The organism is Longispora sp. NPDC051575 (assembly GCF_040681875.1).
Taxonomy (GTDB): domain Bacteria; phylum Actinomycetota; class Actinomycetes; order Mycobacteriales; family Micromonosporaceae; genus Longispora.
Genome location: NZ_JBFAZP010000002.1, coordinates 747,111 through 766,470, shown reverse-complemented (window position 1 = coordinate 766,470; position 19,360 = coordinate 747,111). Strand labels below are relative to the sequence as shown.

The 19,360-nt window shown below is 72.8% G+C and carries 16 protein-coding genes and 1 riboswitch; of the genes, 10 read left to right on the top strand and 6 right to left on the bottom strand.

From position 1 onward, the window contains the following. The first annotated feature begins 142 nt into the window (after positions 1-142). From AB0M43_RS07165 to AB0M43_RS07135, 7 genes are all read left to right on the top strand, one after another. Positions 143-400, top strand: a complete 258-nt coding sequence (locus AB0M43_RS07165; RefSeq protein ID WP_363721936.1) for a hypothetical protein — start codon at positions 143-145, stop codon at positions 398-400. A 111-nt stretch (positions 401-511) separates the two neighbouring features. Next, complete coding sequence (locus tag AB0M43_RS07160; RefSeq protein WP_363721934.1) at positions 512-1,552, top strand: class I SAM-dependent methyltransferase; 1,041 nt, start codon at positions 512-514, stop codon at positions 1,550-1,552. 117 nt (positions 1,553-1,669) lie between these two features. Continuing rightward, a riboswitch (M-box (ykoK) riboswitch) is annotated at positions 1,670-1,839 on the top strand. Between the two features lie 281 nt (positions 1,840-2,120). Then, positions 2,121-2,294: a hypothetical protein gene (locus AB0M43_RS07155; protein ID WP_363721932.1), complete on the top strand. Its 174-nt coding sequence runs from the start codon at positions 2,121-2,123 to the stop codon at positions 2,292-2,294. A 34-nt stretch (positions 2,295-2,328) separates the two neighbouring features. After that, entirely contained in the window at positions 2,329-3,270 is a 942-nt protein-coding gene (locus AB0M43_RS07150; protein WP_363721930.1) for a CorA family divalent cation transporter, read from the top strand. Positions 3,271-3,683: 413 nt separating this feature from the next. Beyond that, entirely contained in the window at positions 3,684-4,940 is a 1,257-nt protein-coding gene (locus AB0M43_RS07145) for a S8 family peptidase (RefSeq protein ID WP_363721928.1), read from the top strand. 161 nt (positions 4,941-5,101) lie between these two features. Continuing rightward, positions 5,102-6,034: a hypothetical protein gene (locus AB0M43_RS07140; RefSeq protein ID WP_363721927.1), complete on the top strand. Its 933-nt coding sequence runs from the start codon at positions 5,102-5,104 to the stop codon at positions 6,032-6,034. Between the two features lie 471 nt (positions 6,035-6,505). Next, on the top strand, positions 6,506-7,039 hold the full coding sequence (locus AB0M43_RS07135) for a hypothetical protein (RefSeq protein WP_363721925.1): 534 nt from the start codon (positions 6,506-6,508) through the stop codon (positions 7,037-7,039). A 70-nt stretch (positions 7,040-7,109) separates the two neighbouring features. On the opposite strand, the gene AB0M43_RS07130 is transcribed toward AB0M43_RS07135, so the two are convergent. Then, positions 7,110-9,152, bottom strand: a complete 2,043-nt coding sequence (locus AB0M43_RS07130; RefSeq protein WP_363721923.1) for a hypothetical protein — start codon at positions 9,150-9,152, stop codon at positions 7,110-7,112. 205 nt (positions 9,153-9,357) lie between these two features. Next, positions 9,358-9,825, bottom strand: a complete 468-nt coding sequence (locus AB0M43_RS07125; RefSeq protein ID WP_363721921.1) for a hypothetical protein — start codon at positions 9,823-9,825, stop codon at positions 9,358-9,360. Positions 9,826-10,124: 299 nt separating this feature from the next. Between AB0M43_RS07125 and AB0M43_RS07120 the strand changes: the two genes are divergently transcribed. Beyond that, entirely contained in the window at positions 10,125-10,325 is a 201-nt protein-coding gene (locus AB0M43_RS07120) for a hypothetical protein (RefSeq protein WP_363721919.1), read from the top strand. A gap of 172 nt (positions 10,326-10,497) precedes the next feature. Then, positions 10,498-11,169 (top strand): SIMPL domain-containing protein, encoded by a 672-nt coding sequence (locus AB0M43_RS07115; protein WP_363721917.1) that lies wholly within the window; start codon positions 10,498-10,500, stop codon positions 11,167-11,169. A gap of 130 nt (positions 11,170-11,299) precedes the next feature. Here AB0M43_RS07115 and AB0M43_RS07110 read toward each other — a convergent pair whose 3' ends face one another. Beyond that, a complete protein-coding gene (locus AB0M43_RS07110) occupies positions 11,300-11,860 on the bottom strand; it encodes a hypothetical protein (protein WP_363721915.1) in 561 nt (186 codons plus the stop codon). 247 nt (positions 11,861-12,107) lie between these two features. Here AB0M43_RS07110 and AB0M43_RS07105 point away from each other — a divergent pair, with 247 nt between their 5' ends. Beyond that, positions 12,108-13,607: a GGDEF domain-containing protein gene (locus AB0M43_RS07105; RefSeq protein WP_363721913.1), complete on the top strand. Its 1,500-nt coding sequence runs from the start codon at positions 12,108-12,110 to the stop codon at positions 13,605-13,607. Positions 13,608-13,716: 109 nt separating this feature from the next. Here AB0M43_RS07105 and AB0M43_RS07100 read toward each other — a convergent pair whose 3' ends face one another. From AB0M43_RS07100 to AB0M43_RS07090, 3 genes are all read right to left on the bottom strand, one after another. Next, positions 13,717-14,559: a 5'-3' exonuclease H3TH domain-containing protein gene (locus AB0M43_RS07100; RefSeq protein WP_363721911.1), complete on the bottom strand. Its 843-nt coding sequence runs from the start codon at positions 14,557-14,559 to the stop codon at positions 13,717-13,719. Between the two features lie 126 nt (positions 14,560-14,685). Further along, positions 14,686-15,936, bottom strand: a complete 1,251-nt coding sequence (locus AB0M43_RS07095) for a hypothetical protein (protein ID WP_363721909.1) — start codon at positions 15,934-15,936, stop codon at positions 14,686-14,688. A 76-nt stretch (positions 15,937-16,012) separates the two neighbouring features. Further along, positions 16,013-19,090, bottom strand: coding sequence for a BTAD domain-containing putative transcriptional regulator (locus tag AB0M43_RS07090; protein WP_363721907.1), 3,078 nt, complete (start codon positions 19,088-19,090; stop codon positions 16,013-16,015). Positions 19,091-19,360 lie beyond the last annotated feature (270 nt).

Sequence of the window (19,360 nt, the reverse complement as noted above, 5' to 3'; positions counted from 1 at the left end):
CGCCATCGGACGATCCGCCATCGGGCGCGGAACCCGACGGCCCGGCCGGACCGGTCGAGGGTTGCGGGCGCGCCCCCGACGGTCATCTATCTATTGTGGACTGATGCGGGGTACGCTGACACCCCCGGCGAGAGGAAGATAGATGTCGATGTCTAAACTCGGGCTGCGCGGTGCCGTGCTCGCCGCGACCGCGACCACCTTCGCCCTGCTCCTCGGCCAGGCCCCGGCCGCCGCGGTCCACTTCGAATGGGCGGGGGCGTTCTCCAGCCCGGACCAGTGCGAGCAGTACCGCTCGGACGCCGAGGCGGAGGGCTGCCTCACCGGACCGTGCACCTACCGGGACCAGCCGGGCACCGACTGGGACGGCTGGTACTACCGGATGTCGGTAACCCCCGCCTAGAGCCTGCCCTGTCGGGGACTACCGGGTCGCATGTGCGAACCCGACTGGTACCCAACGCTGGTGTTTGCGGCATGATTGTGAGATTTCGCCTGGTAGCGGCATCATGGTCTGATGGGTGTGCCAAGCGTCGAGTCCCGCCGTGAGCGCGTCGCCGAGGTCACGGGCCTGCTGACCGGCGTGTTCGCCGCACGGGCGACCGCCGGGCCGGTGTTCGTCGTCGTGGACGGTCAGCACGCGGCGGAGTTCGCCGACCGGCTCGTGGAGGCCATGGCGTCGGCCGGTCAGCACCACGCCCGGTTGACCGACGCCCGCCCCCTCGCCGACGAGGACGCGTGGCGCGCGCACCGGCACCCGCACGAGGTGGTCGTCGCCGACGGGCCCCGGTGGCGGACCCGACCCCCTGCCGGCACCTGGGACGTGGTGATCTACCTGCGCACCGCTCCACGCGACGGTGCCTCCGGCGACAGCGAGCACGCGGCGAGCGTCGTGCTGGACTACCACGACCCCGGTTGGCCGGTGATCCGTCATCTGGACGCGGGCCTGGCCGACCGGGAGCGGTGGTACCTGTCGGAGAGCCGCGCGTTCTTCGCCGTCCGCGCCCACACGTGGGACACCAGGTTCGGCGAGGACCTGCCCGCCTACGCCCGGGCCGTCGCGGAGGCCGGGCTGCGGACCGGGGACACCGCCCTGGATCTGGGCTGCGGCACCGGGCGCGCCCTGCCCATGCTGCGCGCGGCCGTGGGTCCCCGGGGAACCGTCCTCGGCCTGGATGTCACCCCCGCGATGCTGGACACGGCCCGCGAGCGCGGACGCGCGGAGCGGGCGACGTTGCTCCTCGGGGATGCCCGGCGTCTGCCGCTGGCCGCCGGGAGCGTCGACGCGGTGTTCGCCGCCGGGCTCGTCAACCACCTGCCGGAGCCCCGGGCGGGGCTGGCCGAACTCGCCCGGGTCACCCGTCCCGGCGGAACGCTCGTGGTCTTCCATCCGTCGGGGCGGGCGGCACTGGCGGCCCGGCATGGCCGCACGCTCCGCCCGGACGAGCCCCTCGCGCGCCCGAATCTCGAAGCGCTGCTGGAGGCCGCCGGCTGGCGGCTCACCGGCTACGAGGACGCCGAGCACCAGTTCCTGGCCGTGGCGGCGCGGGTGGTGTGAGCTGGGTGTCGGCGCACGCGGAGCAGGGCGGAAGTCGTCGGCGGCGGGTGTCGGGTGTCACCGTTCCATTGGTTGACGCTCCATCCGGGCGGGTGCATCCTTGACGAGGTTTACTCAGACGCACCTTGTTCGGTGAGGCGTCTGCACGGACACAGGCCACTGACCCCACGACGTCGAGAGACGCCCAGGTTCAGGACACCTCTCCCCGGCTTAAGGGGTGAGGCCAAGTGGCTGCACCACCCGGTGCTACGCCGTGCAGTGCCAAAGCTCTTACGAGGAGGGGCTCTGACCGGCGGGAGCGTGTCTCCCTGCCGTTTCGGCGTGGTCTCTCCCGGGTGCGTGTCAGCACGGCACCACGGTGTCCCGACCGCAGGGAGGTGAGTGGCATGGATAGCTGCGGCAGTAGTAGCTGCCATCCCCGTGCGTTCACCCCCACCTCGGTGACCGCCGGCGACGACCGCTAGCCAGCCTCCGCTTCCCGGTGCCCCGCTTCGGCGAGGGCCCGGTTCCGGCTGCGCCCGGCGGTGTCTCGTGCGGCGGTCCGCCCTTGCCGGACACGGAGCCCGTCATGTTCAAGAAGAAGTCCTCCGGGCGCAGCCTGGAGCGTGAGGTGATCACCGCCGTGGTCACCCTGTACATCATCATCTGCGTGGGCCTGCTGGCCGTCCACTACGCGCAACCGGCCGACCAGTGCACGGCGACGTCCTCGACGTCACCGTCCGCACCCGCCGACTGCAAGTAGCCCGACACCCCAGCACTGGACAGGAGTCCCGCCGATGACACCCCGCACCCAAACCACCACCACCACACCCTTCGACGCCGCCGCCCTGGACACGATCTGGCTGCGCGTGCCCGCGGACGACGACACCGCCCTGGCCGCCTGCCGTGCCGCGCACGGCGCGGTGTTCCCGCACCTGTCGGACGGGATGGAGGAGGACGACACGTTCATCTACATCCCCGTCACCCAGATGATCCGCAGCCCCGACGGCCCACGCCGCGTCACCGTGCTCTTCGCCCTCGCCGACGACCTGCTGATCACCGTCGCGCCGGCCGGGTTCGCGCCGTTCGACAGGGCGCTCACCCGGATGCGCCGCAACCCCGCCCTCACCGCCGGTCCGCGCGGGGTCATGCAGGCGGTGCTGCACGCCATGAACGAGGCCTCCGCCGAGGTCGTCGAGCACGCCTCCACCGCACTGGAGGCCATGAACGGCGAGATCGAACGGCTGTCGGCCGGCAGGGACGAGAAGGGCCGCGAGATCGGCGTCACCGACATCCAGGCCACCACGTTCGCCCTCAACGGCACCGAGGAACTCGTCTCCCGTTGCCTGGAGGGGCAGCTCATGTTGGCGCGCGCCGCCCGGTACCTGAGGATGGAGGTCAACGGGGACGACCCCGACCTGGCCAGCCTCGTCGACCTGCTCGGCGCGGACATCCAGGGCGTGAAGGAGCGGGCGGCGTTCGAGCACGACAAGGTGCGCTTCCTGCAGCAGTCCATCCTCGCGTCGCTGGATGTGAAGCAGAACCAGATCGTCAAGGTGTTCACCATCATCACCGCCGTGTTCCTGCCGCCGACGCTGATCGCCACGTTCTACGGCATGAACTTCGCCGTCATGCCCGAGCTGACCTGGGAACACGGCTTCCCGATCTCCATCGGCATGACGCTCGTCGCCGCGTTGTTGCCGTTGTGGTACATCAAGCAGAAGGGCTGGCTGCGTTAGCCTCCCGCGACAGGGTGCCGGACGGCCGGCCAGGACACCGACGGTGCGGACCAGAACGCGCTGGAGGGGCCTGGCCGTCGCCGTCCGAGTCCGGCCAATTCTGTGAGTGCGCCATTGTCCCGCCCTCTGGGAGCCCACCCTCCTGACCTGTGTGTACGTCACGCCGCCCGGCCAACGCCGCGCGCGGACCAGGGCGGACGCGCGCCCCTCGCGGGGTGCCGGCGGGGTAGATGTTCACCCGAAATGCATGGGTTCGGTACCCCGATCGGGTGCGCTGTTCTGTGGGGTGTGCGCCCGGACATCCGGTGACAGTTTTGGACGGTCGATCGATGTTCGGCTGTGCGACGCTCTCGCCCCGGAGCGCGCCGGCTTCCTAGGGTCCTGCCGAACGTTTCCCCTCGAAGGAGTTCGGCATGAGAACAACAGCAGTGCGCGCGTGGGTGGCCGCCGCGGCGGTCGCGGTCGCGGTGGTGGCGGGTTCCGGCGGCGTCTCCCAGGCCGCCGCGCCACGGGAGGGCGTGATCCGCGGCGACGATTCCCCGGCGGCGGTGCCCGGCCGGTACATCGTCGCGTTGAAGGACGCCCCGGCCGGGATCGCGTCCGCCTCCGTCCGCGGCCGGGCCGACGGCCTGGCGGGCAGGTTCGGCGGCACGGTGAACCACGTGTACGACCAGGTCCTGCGCGGGTTCTCCGTCAGCATGTCCGCCGCGCAGGCGCGCCGGTTGGCCGCCGATCCGGCCGTGGACCACGTCGAGCAGGTGCAGGAGATGGGCGCGGCCGACGTCCAGGACGACCCGCCCAACTGGGGCATCGACCGCATCGACCAGCCGGCCCTGCCGCTGGACGGGTCCTACTCCTACCCGGACAACGCGGGCGAGGGTGTCACCGTGTACGTGATCGACAGCGGTATCAACGCCGGGCACAGCGAGTTCGCCGGCAGGGTCAGGCCCGGCGTGGACTTCGTGGACGACGACGATGACCCGGCGGACTGCCAGGGGCACGGCACCCACGTCGCCGGCATCGCGGTGGGCGCCACCGCCGGTGTCGCCAAGAAGGCCAACGTGGTCTCGGTGCGGGTCCTCGACTGCCAGGGCAGCGGCCAGGACGACGCGATCCTCGCCGGCCTGGACTGGGTGAAGGCCAACGCGGTCAAGCCCGCGGTCGTCAACTACAGCATCGGTTGCCGCAAGCGGTGCAGCCTGAGCTCGTTCGACAAGGCGGCCAAGGCCGTCATCGACTCCGGCCTGCAGTTCGTGATGGCCGCCGGCAACAACGACGACGACGCGTGCTACTTCAGCCCGCAGAAGGTCGCCGCGGGCATCACCGTCGGCAACAGCACCAAGGCGGACAAGCGGTACTCCAGCACCCCCGGTCCGTCCAACTACGGTTCCTGCCTGGACCTGTGGGCGCCCGGCACCGCCATCAACTCCGCCGACAACGCCAACACCACGGGATTCCGGCTGGACACCGGCACCTCCATGGCCGCGCCGCACGTGACCGGCGTGTCGGCCCTGTACCTGGCCGGCCACACCGACGCCACGCCGAAGCAGGTCCGCGACGCGATCGTCGGCAACGGCGTGACGGGCAAGCTGGGCGGCATCAAGACGGGCTCGCCGAACGTGCTGCTCCAGACCGGCTTCCTCAGCTCCGGCGTCGCCGCCGGCAGGTGACGCGGGCCGGCGGGTGACCTGACGGTCCCGGCATCCCGATCCGTTGGCCGGCGCGCGTGCCCCTCCACGCGCGCCGGCCAACCTTATGCGCGGCTTATCCCTGCCCTAAGCTGGGCATTCGCCTCTTAACAACCGTGGTCGCCAGGTGGATACTCCTCCGTATGCGGCAACAGATCATCGATCGCGAACTGGCTCACGTGTTGCGCACCGGCCCCTTCTCGGCCGCGCTGCACCTGGCCATCGAGGCCAGCGGGATGCGCGTCGAGGAGATCCAGAACCGGCTGGCGGCCCTCGGCATCATGGTCAGCCAGTCCGCGCTCGCCTACTGGCGACGCGGACGCCGCCGACCGGAACGCCCGGACTCGCTGCGCGCGGTGCACGCACTGGAGGGCATCCTCGGACTGCCCGCCGACTCGCTCACCGCCCAACTCGGCCCCCGCCGTCCGCGCGGCCGGTGGCTGGACCACGCCGCCGGGACCATGGCGCTGAGCGACGGCTGGGCCGACAGCGAGAACCTTCCCCCGCTCCTCGCCGCGATCGAAGCCCCGCGACACAGCGCCCTGTGCAGCTTCAGCCACGACCTGTACCGGCTCGGACCGGACCGGGCCGCGATCTCCCTCACCACCCGGCACGTCCTGCGGGCCACCAGGGACAACATCTCCCGGCACGTGATCACCATCAAGCACGACGAGGGGGACCGGAGCAACATCCCCACGGCGCACGCGCTGCGCAACTGCCGGATCGGCCGGACCCGCGCCGACGCGGACGGCCTGTACGTCGTCACGGAGCTGATCTTCGACCGGGTCCTCAACACCGGAGAGACGGCGATCGTCGAGTACGAGCTTCGGTTCGGCCCCGGCGTCGTCACCGACCACTACACCCGGATGGTCCCGGTCCCGCTGCGCGAGTACATCCTGGAGGTCCAGTTCGACCCGGCAGCCATCCCCGCCCGGTGCCTGACCTTCTCCCGCCGCAAGGAACCCGCCCCCGACCAGGGCGTCCGCGAGGTCTGGGTCGGCAACACCCACGCCGCCCATCTGGTCGACAACGACATCATGCCGGGCATGCTCGGCATGCGCTGGGAATGGACCTGACGCCACGGAGCACGCGCCTCCGCCTCGGTGTGGGCTGGTCCGACCCGGACTGGCCGGTCGGCGATGGTCGAAATTTCGATTCTCGTCGCGATCCTGTGAAATCGGCGACGGCCCGCTCCGCCCGCGCGGCCGGCTGAACAGGGAAAACAGGGCAGAAGTAGCCGACTCGAGGCGTCCGTCCGCGACGAGGATTTTCACAGAATTGTCGGGGGCACAATCGACATATTGAACTTTTCTCCACCCTGGGTCCATCATGGGTTGTCAATCCCCTCAATTGACCGGAAGCCCGGCGGGGCGCCACAGAAAGGCAGCCCCTCCTGTCTTCGGGGAACCCGCCCTACCGATCCGGAAACCCCGCGGTCGAACGGGCGGACCACTCGAGGAGCAGTAGTCGGACGTGCCGCCTCCCGGCCCGTCCGATCCGGCGTCGGAACTCTCGGCCGACGCCGTCCCCTCACCTAGGAGTCCACTGTGTCCACACTATTCCGCAGGCTCGCCGGTGCGGCGCTGACCGCCGCCGTCATCGTGATGTTCCCCGTCGCCGCCAATGCCTCCGGCCCCACCGGGTACGGCTTCGCGCAACCCGCCCAGGCGGTGGGCGGCCCGTCCGGCGTCGACAACGTCCGGGCCGACGCCCCCACCGCGCCCAGGGCCCAGGGCGCCCCGCTCGCCGCCGCGACCTGGTACTACCACATCGAGTCCTCGTGTCGCGGCTACGAGAGCTCCATCCGCAGGGGCGCCAACTACTGGGGCGGGGCCGTCGAGACCCAGTCGGGCGGTACGCCGGTGGGTTGCGTGAGCGGCTACGTCCAGGGCTGTGGCGGCGGCACCACGGTCGTGGGCTGCAACTGGAACATGGGCGGCAGGATCGCGCTCTCCTTCAGGGTCAACGACTTCGCCCTCCTGGCCGCGCACGAGTTCGGGCACAACTGGTACGGACACTCCGCGTCCGGGTGCATGAGCTGGCGCAGCTCGTACGAGGTCATGCGCACGCACAGCTGCTGACCTGACCGGATCCGACACGAACACCGGCTCGGGCACCCGCGTGCGGGGCCCGGGCCGGTGCCACGGGATCTCAGCGGGCGTTCTCGGGTTCTGATCGCGCGGGGGCCGGCTCCGGGTTCGCGGCCAGGATCCGTTCCTGGAGGCGCAGGTGCCGGAACTGGTACGCGGCCCCGGTCTGGCGCAGCATCCCGCGGCGCCGGGCGTCGGCGAGGAACCTGACCAGTCGCCACGGCAGGTCTCCCCGTGCCGCGAGAGCGAACCGGGCGATCGTGAACCGCACCCACGCCTCCCCGGGCAGGCTGCCGAGCCCGATCACGATGGCCGCGCCGGCGGCGAACCGCAGCCCGTACAGGGGGCCGAGCAGGATCCAGGCGGGTACCCCGACGAGCAGCGCGGCGGGCACCCCGGCCGCGACCGCCGAACGCCGGTCGTCCCGCAGCGTGCTGAGCGGGTCGAGGAGGTCGGCGCGCGACAGCGGGCCACCCAGCCCCATGGCCAGGGCGAGGGCGAAGAAGAAGGCGCCCCACAGCACCTGCCAGTGCGGAAACAGCTCCGCGTCGCGGGCCAGGAGGAACGTGACGGCCGTGGGTACCGAGCACAACCCCAGCGACATCAGGGTCCGCCACGGCTGGAGCGCGATCCGCCGGGGGAGCACCTCGCCGACCCGGAAGAACGTCGTGGACACGAGCAGGCCCGCGACGATCAGCGCCTCGGCGCGGAACCCGAACGGGGCGGCGGCGGCCAGGGTGACCAGGACCGCCGGAGCCGTCCTGTCCCACCTCGGACCGAGCAACCTGGCCAGCCGCCACCAGGCCATCTCGTTGTCGCCGGGCTCCCGCAGCCGGGTGGCCAGGAACGTCAGCCAGTGCCGGGCCCGCTCAGCGGGGTACCTCGGGTGCCGGGGTGTGCCGGGGGCCGGCGGGCCGGGGTCGTCGTACACGGCGGGCAGGAACGCGTCCAACAGGTGGTCGGTGATCGCGGTGGCATCGGCGAACCGGGTCAGCTCGGCGGGGTCGCGGTCGACGGCCCGGTAGACCACCCGGGCCAGGAACACCGTCAACGGCGTCGACAGCGCGGCGGCCAGGGGACCGGTGGGCTCGGCGGCGAGGACGTCGAGTACCGGTGCCCACCGCCGGGTGCCGGCGACGCCGCCCGCAGCGAGGTAGACCGCCGCCTGGCGGGCCGTGACCGGTTCGATCTCCACCACGAGGGCCTTGCCGAACGGGCGGTCCTGTTTGCGGCACGCCGCCTCGTACTCGTCCGTGCGGCAGGTCAGCACCACCGGGCGCCCGCCGAGCGCCCGACTGAGCCGGGCGAGCGCCTCCGAGTGCATGCCCGTGGGCATCTCGTCGAGGCCGTCGAGGACCGGCGCGACCCTGCGGGCCGCCACCAGCCGGGCCGCCACGTCCGGACCGTAGCGGTCCCGGTCCGCGAGGAACGGGTACTGCTCCACGAGCCGGCCGGCGAACCACGTGTCCAGGTGCCGGACCCGAGGGTCCCAACCGGCCAGGTTCACCAGGACCGGTACGGCGGTCGGGTCGCCGGGCGCCCAGCTCCGCAGCACCCCGGTGACGAGCAGGACGGCCAGGGAGGTCTTGCCGCCGCCGGGCTCGCCGATGACGACCAGCTGGCGCAGCGGCAGGCCCAGCCAGCACCGGGCCAGGTCGCCCGGACCACCCCGGAGCCGCAGCCCCTTGGCCCGCCAGCCCGGCCCGAACACCACCTCGGACAGCGCGGGCTGCACCGCCCGCCCGGTGGGCCGCCACCGCACGGGGATCGGATCCGGCCCGGACAGTCCCCGGTCCTCGGCCTCGGCGTCCCACTGGGCACGCAGCCGCTGGACCAGATCGGCCAGCGCGCGGTCGAGCTGGACGTCGGGATCACTCGGAGGGGTACGCAACGCGGCCCAGGCGCCCAGTACCCCGATCCCGAAGCCCCCGACGCCGAGTACCAGGCTGCCGACGCTGGCCAGCCGGTCCCACGCCTCCTGGCGCGCGACCGGGCCGGAACGCAGCGCGAGCAGGACGAAAACGAGTGCCGCGAGGACGAGGAGCACGACGCCGACCGCCGCCAGCCCCGACCACCACGACCGGCCCCGACGAGACAACCACACCCCGACGATTGTGGACGACATCCAGCGGCCCGGACCTGGGCCGTCGGGTACCCGTCAGCTGAATCCGCTCCTGCCACGGTGACCTGGGCGACGGTGGCCCGGGCTGTGCCGCGGCTGGCGGGGGCGCGGCACCGCCCGGTCCTCGGCGGCAGAACATTCGAAGTGGCGGAACGCAGTACCCGACGGTGTGGTTTCGGTCCTGGGTTCAGCTCTGGACCGTGAAGTTGCCGCTGGCGATCTCCGCCTGAGGGGCCATGCCCATGCACGAGGGGATGTCGCCACCGTGCCCCAGTTGCCAACTGGCGCCCAGTCGGTCGTGGCGGCCGTGGTCGTAGACGGTGATGCCGATCCGGCCCCCGATCGGCACCCGTGGATCCGACGCCCAGGTCGTCCTCCCCGTCATGACGGCCACCGGGCCGCCGACCTGCAGACACACCACCTCACCGCGGGAGGTCACGTCGGAGTCGCCTTCCTTGTGGTGGATCATGAACGTGCCCCGGGCGGCCTCGTCGACCCCACGGGCGTCGATCGTGAAGTCGATCTCGGCCGTGGTGCTGGTCTTCAGCCGGACGGTGCCGGAGAGTCGGGGTTCGCGGGGCCCCGTGGCCACGGCGGGGGCCGCGGCGGACAGGACGACCGCCATGGCGAGGACGGAAGCGGCTACTGGTCTCATGAGGCCCATCCTGCGGCGAAGGTCCTGTGTCGACTCTGAGGCGGGCTCAGGGGACTCTCAGCGGGCCGTCGGGCAGGCGCGTCGCCGGGGAGGCCGTCTGTGGCCGGGTCAGAGCGGGCGGGCCGCGAGCAGGTGCGTCCCGCGCGGACAGGGCCCGGCCGTAGGCGCGCACGTCGGCGACGGCCCCCTGCCACCGGTTGACCGGGTCGCCGGTGGGCTCGGCCCGCCCGATCGCGGAGGACCGGGTCGACGCCCACGGCGGGTCAGCGCTCCGCCTGATCCCGGGCTATCGTCGGGGTATGAGTCTCGGCGACGGTGTGAGCGGCGGCGACCCGATGCGGGCTGTGAACACCTCGCCCGAGGCGGTGCGCGCCGCCTCCGAGCGGCACCGTGACCGCAACAGCCTGGTGAACCGGCGCACGCGGCACATCCCCACCTGGGTGTTCGTCGCCGTACTGTGCGCGGTGGTCATCGTCCTGGCCGCCATCAACGTGATCTGACGGTGGCGGCGGTACCACGCCACCCGTCGGACTGTCCCCGGGTCGCCCGCTCGACGGCGTTCCCCGAAGGCGACCAACCGCCCGAGGTCGACCGCCAGCCCGGGTGGCGGCGCCCGGCCGCTGCCGGGGCGGACCGGGAGGCCGCCGTGGGCGGGACGAGTTAGCATGCGCCATGACCGAGACCGTGTTGCTGACCGTCCGGGGCGAGGCAGTGCTGGAGGCCGAGCCGGAGCTGGCCGCGGTGACGGTGACGCTCGCCGCCCAGGATCGGGACCGGCCGCAGGTCGTGGCGCGGCTGGACGCCGCCGTCGCGGCGCTCGGCGCGATGCTGGACCGGTACCCGGGAGCGGTCGACGTCCGTGAGTTCGGATCCGTCAGCGTGCTCCCGGAGGGGGAGCGGAAGCGGTCCGGGTTCTCCGGCTCCGCCCGGGTCATCCTGTCGGTCGTGGACTTCGCGCTGCTCGGGGAACTCGTGTCCTACGCCGCCGGGGACGAGGGCGTCTCGCTGGGCGGGGTGCGCTGGACGCTGAGTCCCGACAGCCCGGTGTACGCGCGGGCCCGCCGGGCGGCGCTCGCCGACGCGGCGGCCAGGGCCAGGGACTACGCCGAGGCGCTGGACGCGACGGTCGTCCGGCTGGTCGAGGTGGCCGACGAGGGGCTCACGAGCGGCCTGGCGTGGCAGGGCGCCCGGGTCGAGGGCGTGGCCTACGCCGCGTCCGGATCGGGGAGCTTCGCGGGCGCCGCCTACGGCAAGGGTTCCGGTCCGGGGATGGAACCGCAGCGGCAGCGGATCCGCGCGGTCGTGGAGGCGCGGTACACCCTGAGCCCCCCGCACCAGAACTGACGGGCTCGGTGGCCCCGGGCGGGTGCCCGTGGCGGCGTTCCGGGCCGCCGGACCGGATCCGGGCGGCGAGGCGGGGCCGTCGGGCTCCGCCACAGCCACCGGGCCGCCGCCGGCCAGCGTCGTCGGCGGCTCAGCGCGGCCCCCGCCCCGGGTCGTACAGCTCGCCGCCGAACGTCCTCAGCGCCTCGGCGACCCGCTCGTCCGTGGTGTCCAGCGTGGCCAGGTCGCAGATCCGGACCCCACCCAGCCGGGCGTGCCACGACGGTAGGTGCATCCGGGCCGCCGGCGGCTCCACGTCCGGTGCCAGCCACACGACGACCCAACCGTTCGCCCCGGCCCGGCGGCGCGCCAGCCGGGTGCGGACCACCGGCGTCGAGCGCACCCCGGGCGGCAGCGGTCGGTCGATGATCCGGACCTGCGCGATCTGCTTCCACGACAGGCGGGTACTCCACAGGCCCGCCTCGACCATCAGCCCGCCGTCGTCCACGGTCAACCGCTGCCGCGTCCCCAGCACCGGCCCGAGCGCGCTGACCGCCGCCCCGGCCCCGAGCACCACCAGCAGCAGCGGCACGACCAGCGGGTACTCCCGCCGCGAGGCGGCGAACGCGAGACCCGCCAACCCGAGGACGAACACCGCGGCCAGTGCCCACCGGGTCTTCCGGAACCGTCCGGGCTCGGCATCGAAGCTCATCACATCCTCCTCCGTCGACGCCCGGCAACCTAGCGGCAGCGGAGGGTACGAGGGAAGAGCTGTTCGGGGAGTGGGGAAAGTGGTCGCGGTGCCCGGCCGGCTGGGTCACCGGTGAGGCTGGTACACCCCCGGTCAGGTTGCCAGAGCACGCGCATCGACACGGCGGCACCGGTTCCGGAATAAGTCACCCCGACAGACCCCCGCCTGGCCGAGAATGGGGGACACCACCAACCCCGAAGGGGCGCGAATGACGCACGCAACGGCGACGGGCGGCGAACCGGCCGAACTCCTCGACGAGTTGGGCCGCCTGATCCGCGCCGGCCGCCCGGCCGACGCCGTCACGTTGGCCGACGAGGCACTGACCGGAACGGTATCGGACCGGACCGCCGCCACGGTGCTGTTGTACAAACTCAGCGCCCAGCTCAACCTCGACGACATCGAGCGGTGCCCGGCCACCGTCGACGCCGTGCACGCGCTCCTCGACCGGTTCCACGACCCGGCGATCGTCGGGGAGTTCCACGCCCTCGCGGCCCGGGTCAGCCAACGACTGGGAGCCCTGGAACTGTCGGTCCAGCACCTGGTGCGCGGCGTCCGGGCCCTGGAGCGCGCGCCGTCGGGGTTCGCGTCGGCGACGGCCTGGCTGGACGTCGCCGTCACGTACTCCTATATCGGTTTCCACACCGAGGCCGTGGAGGCTCTGGCCCGGGCGCGACGGATCGCGGCCACCGCCGGCCTGGATCCCGCGACGTTCTCCCATCCCGAGATCCGGGTGCGCTACGCGCTGTGGCTCGACCAGCAGGGCGACACCGCCGGCTGCGTGCGCGAGCTCCTCCGGGTGAACACCACGCTCGGCCCGCAGGACATCCAACCCCAGGAAACCCCCTTCCTGGTGTACGCCGCCGCCCGGCTCGCGGCCCTCGGCGTCCGGCCGCACCGCACGGTGGCCGTGTTCACCGAGAACTACCAGGCGACGTCCCCGGAGGCCGTCGCGGTCATGCTCGCGGTGGACGCGTGCCTGGCCATCGCGGCGGGCGACCCGAAGCGCGCGCTGGCCCACCTCGAGGCGGTGGAGGCCGACGGCCACGTCCCCGAGGCGGAGATCTACCGGCTGCGCGCGATGGCCTACGCCCGCGACGGTGAACTCGCCGCCGCGCTGGCCTCCGAACGGATCGTGCACCGCGGCATGCGGGACCGCTCCGCCCGCCTGCACAGCCTGTACGTGGAGGGCGTCGCGGCCCGCCTCGACCTGGTGGACCTGCGCCAGACCGTCACGCGGTACTCCGACGAGGCGCACACCGACCTCCTGACCGGTCTGCCCAACCGCCGGCACCTCGACAGGTTCGTGGGCGACCTGGCCAGTGAGGGGAGGAACGGCACGGTGGTCGTTGCCGGCCTGGACGGGTTCGCGACGGTCAACGCCGTGCACGGGCGGTTGTCGGCCGACGAGGTGCTCCGTCAGGTCGCCGTGATCCTGGGTCGGCTGCTGCGCGGGAGCGACTTCCTGGCCCGGTACGGCGGCGACGAGTTCGTCATCGTCCTCCCCGACACCCCGCTGTCGGCGGCGGCCGAGGTCACCGGTCGGCTGGCGGTGGCCGTCGAGAACTTCGACTGGAACATCCTGGTACCGGGCGCGTCGGTGTCGGTCACCATGGGGCTGGCGGAACTGGGCCCCGGCACGGACCTCGTCGCCGCGTTCCAGGCCGCCGAACTGGACCGGTCCCAACGGAAGGCCGCAGGGCCCAGCTGACGGTGAGCCGGCCAGGGGTGCCGAGTGGCCTCACCGTCTAATGTGGTGCTGTGGTCGCCCGGCGGCACCCGTTGTGACAATCCGAGGCCGGAACCGCCCCCCGGGTCGGCTACAGTCCGAACTCGGTGTGCAGCCGGTGGACGTCGGGGAGTTCGGGACTCGGACCGCCGGTGCTGACGTACCCGACGTCCAGGTCCCGCCGCAGACGGATGAGGTCGCGGAACAGCAGGGCGTTCTCCCACTGCTCGAAGATCTTCTTCGCCCGGCCGGTGCACCGGCCCGAGTTCGGCAGGTCCTCCAGGAGGAAGCCCCCGGCGAGGACCCGGGCCGCCGTGTCCTCGCCGATGCCCGTCACACCCGGGATACCGTCGGAGGAATCGCCCACCAGCGCCCGGTAGTCCGTCCACTGGGCCGGCGTGACCCCGTACTCGGCCAGCACGACGCGTTCGGTGACGAACCGCTCTCCCCGGGGCCGTTTGGCGTCGAGGACCAGGACCCGGTCGGTGACGAGCGCGTACAGGTCGCGGTCGCGGGACCAGACGGCGATCCGCCGGTCCGGCTTCTCCCCGGCGACGATCGAGGCGATCTGGTCGTCGCCCTCCGCCCCGGCCATGGCGTACACCGCGATCCCGGACTGTTCCAGGGTCCGGCGGATCACCGGCACCGCCGTCAGGAGCGCCTCGTCCTCGGGGCGGCGGACACGGTGCGCCTTGTACGGCGGATACAGGGCCTGCCGGGCCGCGCGGGAGTTCTCCCCGTCGAAGGCGACGACGAGTTCCGACGCGGCCGGCAGGTCGCCGTGGATCGAGGCGCGCAGCATGTCGAAGAACCCGTAGGTGCCGACCATCGGCTGGCCGTTCGGCGCGAGCGTGGAGCCGTAGCCGAGGGTGGCGAACAGCATGCTCATGCCGTCGACGACCAGGAGCGGTGCGGGGATGGTGGCGGACGTCACGGCGTCGGCGGGCCGGGGTCCGGCCGTTGGTGGGCGTCGCGGTCCTGTTCGGCGACGAGGGACATGCCAGGAAGTTACAGCGGATGTGCCCGCGGGATCCCACCGGGGCCGCCCGTTCGCCGGCCGCTACGGGCGGCTGTCCGGTGCGGGCCGGTCGGGGGTCTGCGGATCGAGGGCGTCGTAGGCGGCGTGCACCGCCAGGACGCTCTCCAGCTCGGCGATGGTGGGGGCGAAGAACTCCTCCCGGGTGTCCGCGTTGTTCATCGAGTGCACGACGTAGTACATGCCGCCGAAGCCGGCCAGGAGCACGGCGAGGCGGAACATGGCGGCGGGCTGGTCCGGGAACACCGTCGAGTACTCGATCGGGGCTCCGATCCACTGCCGCGCCAGCGACGGGTACAACACGAGCCAGCCGAGCAGCGTGAACAGGCCGTACAGCCCGAGTCCGACGACGGCGCCCTGGATGAGTTGGCGGATCGCGAGCGCGAACAGCAGATTGGCCTGCTGGCGGGGCCGCAGCGCCGCTCCGACGGCGCGGGACGCCACCCGTGGGGCGAGCCGGGCCAGGGGCGTGCCCGCGCAGGCGGCCAGGATGTCCGCCGGGCTCATGTCGCGCTCGATCCGGCCCAGTTCGACGCGCAGCCGGGTCGCCACCGCCAGGACCGAGATGGCGGCCAGCACCGTCACCAGGACGAAGATCCGGACCCAGGGCAGCCGGTTGCACAGCTGCCACAGTTCGCCGGTGAAGAACAGGAACAACGTCACGAACAGCAGCACCGGCAGCGCGCGGCCCTGGAGCCGGGCGCTGTGCCGCAGGTCCGTGACGGCGTGGCCGAGCGCCCGGACGGACAGCGCGACCAGTCCGTTGGACGTGACCAGGTAGCCCACGGCGACGAGGACGAGGTCCACGGCGATCCACAGGCCCACCACCTCCGCGATGATGCCGAGCAGTCGGCCGGGGTCGAGGTCGTCCGGATCGTCCAGGACCACCTCGACCAGGCCGTGCACGCTGAGGTGGAAGTCGAGCCAGCCGAGGGCCGCCATGCCCACCGCGACGACGGGCGGCCCGAGCACGTGCGCGAGCAGTACCCCGATGGCGGTGCCTGTGGGTAGTCGCGGCGGCGGCCGGGTGCCCAGCCGGGTCAGCCACGCCCAGGTGGCCGCGGCCCCGACGGCGGCCACGGGAAGCACCTGCACCGGGCCGAACCCGGTGAACATGTCCAGCCATAACAGGGCGGTGAACACCAGGTAGGGGACCATGCGGGAGACGATCTGGCGGAAGCCGTACCCCGTGATCAGCTGCGGTATGCCCTGTCGGATGAACCAGCTCTCCGTCCGCGACAGTACCCGCTGGACCTGGGAGGTTTGACTACTCATCGTCACAGTGTCGGGCACCGGGCCCGCCGCACGCCGCCGACCCCGCGCCGGGGCCGACCGGCGCGGGATCCGCGGGTCACCCCACGGTGCGGCGCCCGGTGAGCCGCGCGATGTGCGCCTCGGCCTCCGCGAGCGCGGACGGGGCCTGGAGCTGGGCGAACAGGTCCGCCGCCTTCCGCATGTGCCCGATGCTCTCCTCGAACTCCCCGAACCTTTCGGCGGATCGGGCCCACGCCTCGTGGACCAGGGCGATGGTGTCCGGTTGGCCGATCCGGTGGGCGATGGCCAGCGCCTCGCGGATCGCCTCCGTGGCGGCCGGGGCGGGCCACAGGTTCGCGAGGCGGTTGAGGCAGGACAGGACGCCGGACTGGTCGTCGCGGGAGCGGGCGACCTCCAGGGCGCGGTTGAGGAGCTCCTCGGCGGGGCCGGGGGTGCCCTGCCGGAGGTAGACGCTGGCGAGTCCGAAGCTGATCTGCGAGCGCTCCCTGCTCATCGGCTCGGACGCGGTGATCTCCAGCGCGCGTTCCAGGTGGTGCCGCGCGCGGTCGAGGTCGTTGAGGTAGTCGCGGTACACGACACCGAGCGCGTGGTGTGCCGCCGCCTCACCCACCGGGTCGGACGTTTCCCGGGCGCACCGCAGGAGGGTGGCGGCGGTGTCCTCGGCGCCCGCGGTGTCCCCCTGACGCCGTTTGAGGTACTGCAGGTCGTACAGCAGCCGGTTGCGGTTGTGCGGCTCGCGTTCGGCGGTGAACCAGGCGAGACCGCGTTCGACGAGTACCGTGGCCGCCGCGTGGTCGGCCTCCACGATCGCCAGCAGGGCGGCGCAGTTCCAGCCGTAGGCCTCCGCGTGCGCGTCGCCGGTCCGCCGGACGGCTGCGAGGACGACGTCCAGGGCCTGCCGCCACTCGTCGGTCAGGTACCGGGTCCGCAGGTACGGGATCGTGACGGTCAGCAGCGCCACGGCGAGCCGCGCCTGACCGGTGTCCCCGGCGTACCGGATCAGGTCGAGCAGATGCCGGTGGTGGCGGTCGAACCACACCCGGGGATCGACGGGCGCCGTGCCGGGCGGCAGTGTGGCTGCCGCGAGGCCCAGCGCGTCGGTGGACAGCACCCGGGAGGTCATCTGCCGGCTGGCCGCCTCCGCCAGCCGGAACCAGTGCAGGACGACGTCGCCGACCGCCCGTTCGTCCGTCGGCGTCACGTCCCGCCGGGCGTAGAGCCGCACCAGGTCGTGCAGGGAGTGGTGGCCACCCTTCCCGGACGGCGCGTTCGTGAGGTGGGTGTCGCTGAGTTCGGCGAGGATCCTGGTCGCGTCGGACGCGGAGCAGGCCATGACCACCCGCACGGCCCAGGAGGGGAACGCGCCGGTCGGCAGGGCCGCCAGGCGGCGCAGCGCGGTCCGCGCCGGGCCGCTGAGTTTGCGGTCGCACGAGTCGAGGCTGGCCTGGATGGCCTGCTCGCCCGTGTGCAGCTCGCCGACCCGGCGATCGACGTCGCGCAGCAGCCGGGCGATGTCCTTCAGGCCGACCTCGCGCTGCGACCGGGAGGCCGCGATCCGCAGGGCCAGGGGCAGCCCCGCGCAGTACTCGGCGATCTCGGCCGCCGCGCCGGGTTCGTCGTCGAGCCGCTCTGAGGGGAGGAGGCGCGCCAACAGGGACAGCGCGCCGTCGAGGGGCAGCGGCTCCAGCCGGTACCGGGTGACGGGCAGCTCCGGCAGCGGGCCGCGACTGGTGATCAGGACGTCGTTGCCGGAGTCCGACGGCAGCAGCGCCGTGACCTGGCTGGCGGTGCCCACGTCGTCGAGCATCATGAGGATCCGCCGCCCGGCGAGGTGCGAACGCAACATCGCGGACCGCTCCGCCGGATCGCCGGGGATCCGCTGCGGCGCGACCCCCAACGCCCGCAGGAAGCCGGCGAGTACCTGCGCGGCGTCGGCCGGATGCTCCCGCTCGCCCCGCAGGTCGGCGAAGAGCTGCCCGTCCGGGTAGCAGTGCCTGATCCGGTGGCCCACCTGCAACGCCAGCTCTGTCTTGCCGACCCCGGCCATCCCGTGCAGGACGACGACCCTGGGGGAGGGGATCTCGCTGGGCCGCCGGGGTCCCGTCAGGTGACCCATGAGGAGGACCTCGAGGTCGTCGCGACCCGCGAACAGCATCGTCGCCATGGGCAGCTGCGCCGGGCGGGGCATCGGGGGACCGGCCGCCCGGTCGAGGTGGCCCCGGCCGAGTACGTCGCGGTAGACGGCCTGGATCTCCGCGGACGGATCCACCCCCAGCTCGTCGGCGAGCCTGGTCCGGAGCCGGCCGTACAGCCGCAGCGCGCTGTCCTGCCGGCCGGTCCGCGCCCAGGCCGCCATCAGCCGGCCGTGGACGCCCTCGTGCAGCGGCTCCTCCCCGGCGACCTGTTCGAGCCAGGGCACCGCCTGACCCGGCCGGCCCGCCCGGGACGCCGCGTCGGCCAGCGCCAGCGTCGCCGACAACCGGGCCCGCCGCAGGCCCTCAGCGGAGGGCCGACCGGACAGCCGCCCGTCGTCGCCGAGCAGCACCGGTCCCCGCCAGCAGGCCAACGCCTCCTGGTACAGCGCGATCGCCGCCCGGACGTCGGCCTGTTCCGCCCGGCCGACCAGGTGACCGAAGCGGCGGGCGTCCAGCTGTTCCGGGTGCGGCAGCTCCAGGCGGTACTCCCCGCGCCGCCCAGTGAGGACACCACTCTGTCGGCCCGGTTCGAGCAGCTCGCGGACCCGGCCGACGTGGACGTGGATCCGGTTGCGCCACCCCGACGGCGGTCGCGCGCCCCAGAGCACGTCGGCGATCTCGTCGACCGTCACGAACCGGTCCGACTCCAGCGCCAGCAGACCCAGCAGGTGGCCGGCCGCGCCCGCCGCGACGGGCACCCGCTGGCCGCTCCTGTCGACGGTGAGCGGACCCAGAATGCCCACCGCGAGCGTGGGCGGCGCGGACAGCCGGTCCCGCTCGTCGGCGCCGAGCTGGAGGGCGTCGGCGAGCCGGCGCACCGTGGCCGCCTGCGGCGTCGCCACCCGGCCGTGCTCGATGTCCCGCAGCGACCGCTCGCTGACCCCGGCCAGCGTGGCCAGCTCGCGCTGCGTGAGTCCGCTCCTGGTGCGGTGGTCCCGCAGCCGGTCGCCCACGTTCACCGTGCCCCCATTCTGCCGCCGGAACTTCCGCCCCGGCACGCCGCAGACATCCTGCCCACCCCCGTGCCCCAGGTCAACGCCCTCGCGGACACCGGCAGAACGGGCGGCGGCAGGGCACAGAACAACGGCATCACCGCTGCCTAGTCTTCGCACTGCCCGGTCACGACGGTTGGACACAACACGGAGGCGTCGATGCACGGGTCTATCAGGAGGGAGCCCACAACGCCACTTCGACCTGTGGACCATGTCCGGTGGTACGGGAACGGGTGG

What these genes read in the sequence shown, in the direction of transcription:
- AB0M43_RS07165 (WP_363721936.1), top strand. Translation starts at nt 143, where the DNA reads ATGTCGATGTCTAAACTCGGGCTGCGCGGTGCCGTGCTCGCCGCGACC.
- AB0M43_RS07160 (WP_363721934.1), top strand. Translation starts at nt 512, where the DNA reads ATGGGTGTGCCAAGCGTCGAGTCCCGCCGTGAGCGCGTCGCCGAGGTC.
- AB0M43_RS07155 (WP_363721932.1), top strand. Translation starts at nt 2,121, where the DNA reads ATGTTCAAGAAGAAGTCCTCCGGGCGCAGCCTGGAGCGTGAGGTGATC.
- AB0M43_RS07150 (WP_363721930.1), top strand. Translation starts at nt 2,329, where the DNA reads ATGACACCCCGCACCCAAACCACCACCACCACACCCTTCGACGCCGCC.
- AB0M43_RS07145 (WP_363721928.1), top strand. Translation starts at nt 3,684, where the DNA reads ATGAGAACAACAGCAGTGCGCGCGTGGGTGGCCGCCGCGGCGGTCGCG.
- AB0M43_RS07140 (WP_363721927.1), top strand. Translation starts at nt 5,102, where the DNA reads ATGCGGCAACAGATCATCGATCGCGAACTGGCTCACGTGTTGCGCACC.
- AB0M43_RS07125 (WP_363721921.1), bottom strand. Translation starts at nt 9,825, where the DNA reads ATGAGACCAGTAGCCGCTTCCGTCCTCGCCATGGCGGTCGTCCTGTCC.
- AB0M43_RS07120 (WP_363721919.1), top strand. Translation starts at nt 10,125, where the DNA reads ATGAGTCTCGGCGACGGTGTGAGCGGCGGCGACCCGATGCGGGCTGTG.
- AB0M43_RS07115 (WP_363721917.1), top strand. Translation starts at nt 10,498, where the DNA reads ATGACCGAGACCGTGTTGCTGACCGTCCGGGGCGAGGCAGTGCTGGAG.
- AB0M43_RS07110 (WP_363721915.1), bottom strand. Translation starts at nt 11,860, where the DNA reads ATGAGCTTCGATGCCGAGCCCGGACGGTTCCGGAAGACCCGGTGGGCA.
- AB0M43_RS07105 (WP_363721913.1), top strand. Translation starts at nt 12,108, where the DNA reads ATGACGCACGCAACGGCGACGGGCGGCGAACCGGCCGAACTCCTCGAC.
- AB0M43_RS07095 (WP_363721909.1), bottom strand. Translation starts at nt 15,936, where the DNA reads ATGAGTAGTCAAACCTCCCAGGTCCAGCGGGTACTGTCGCGGACGGAG.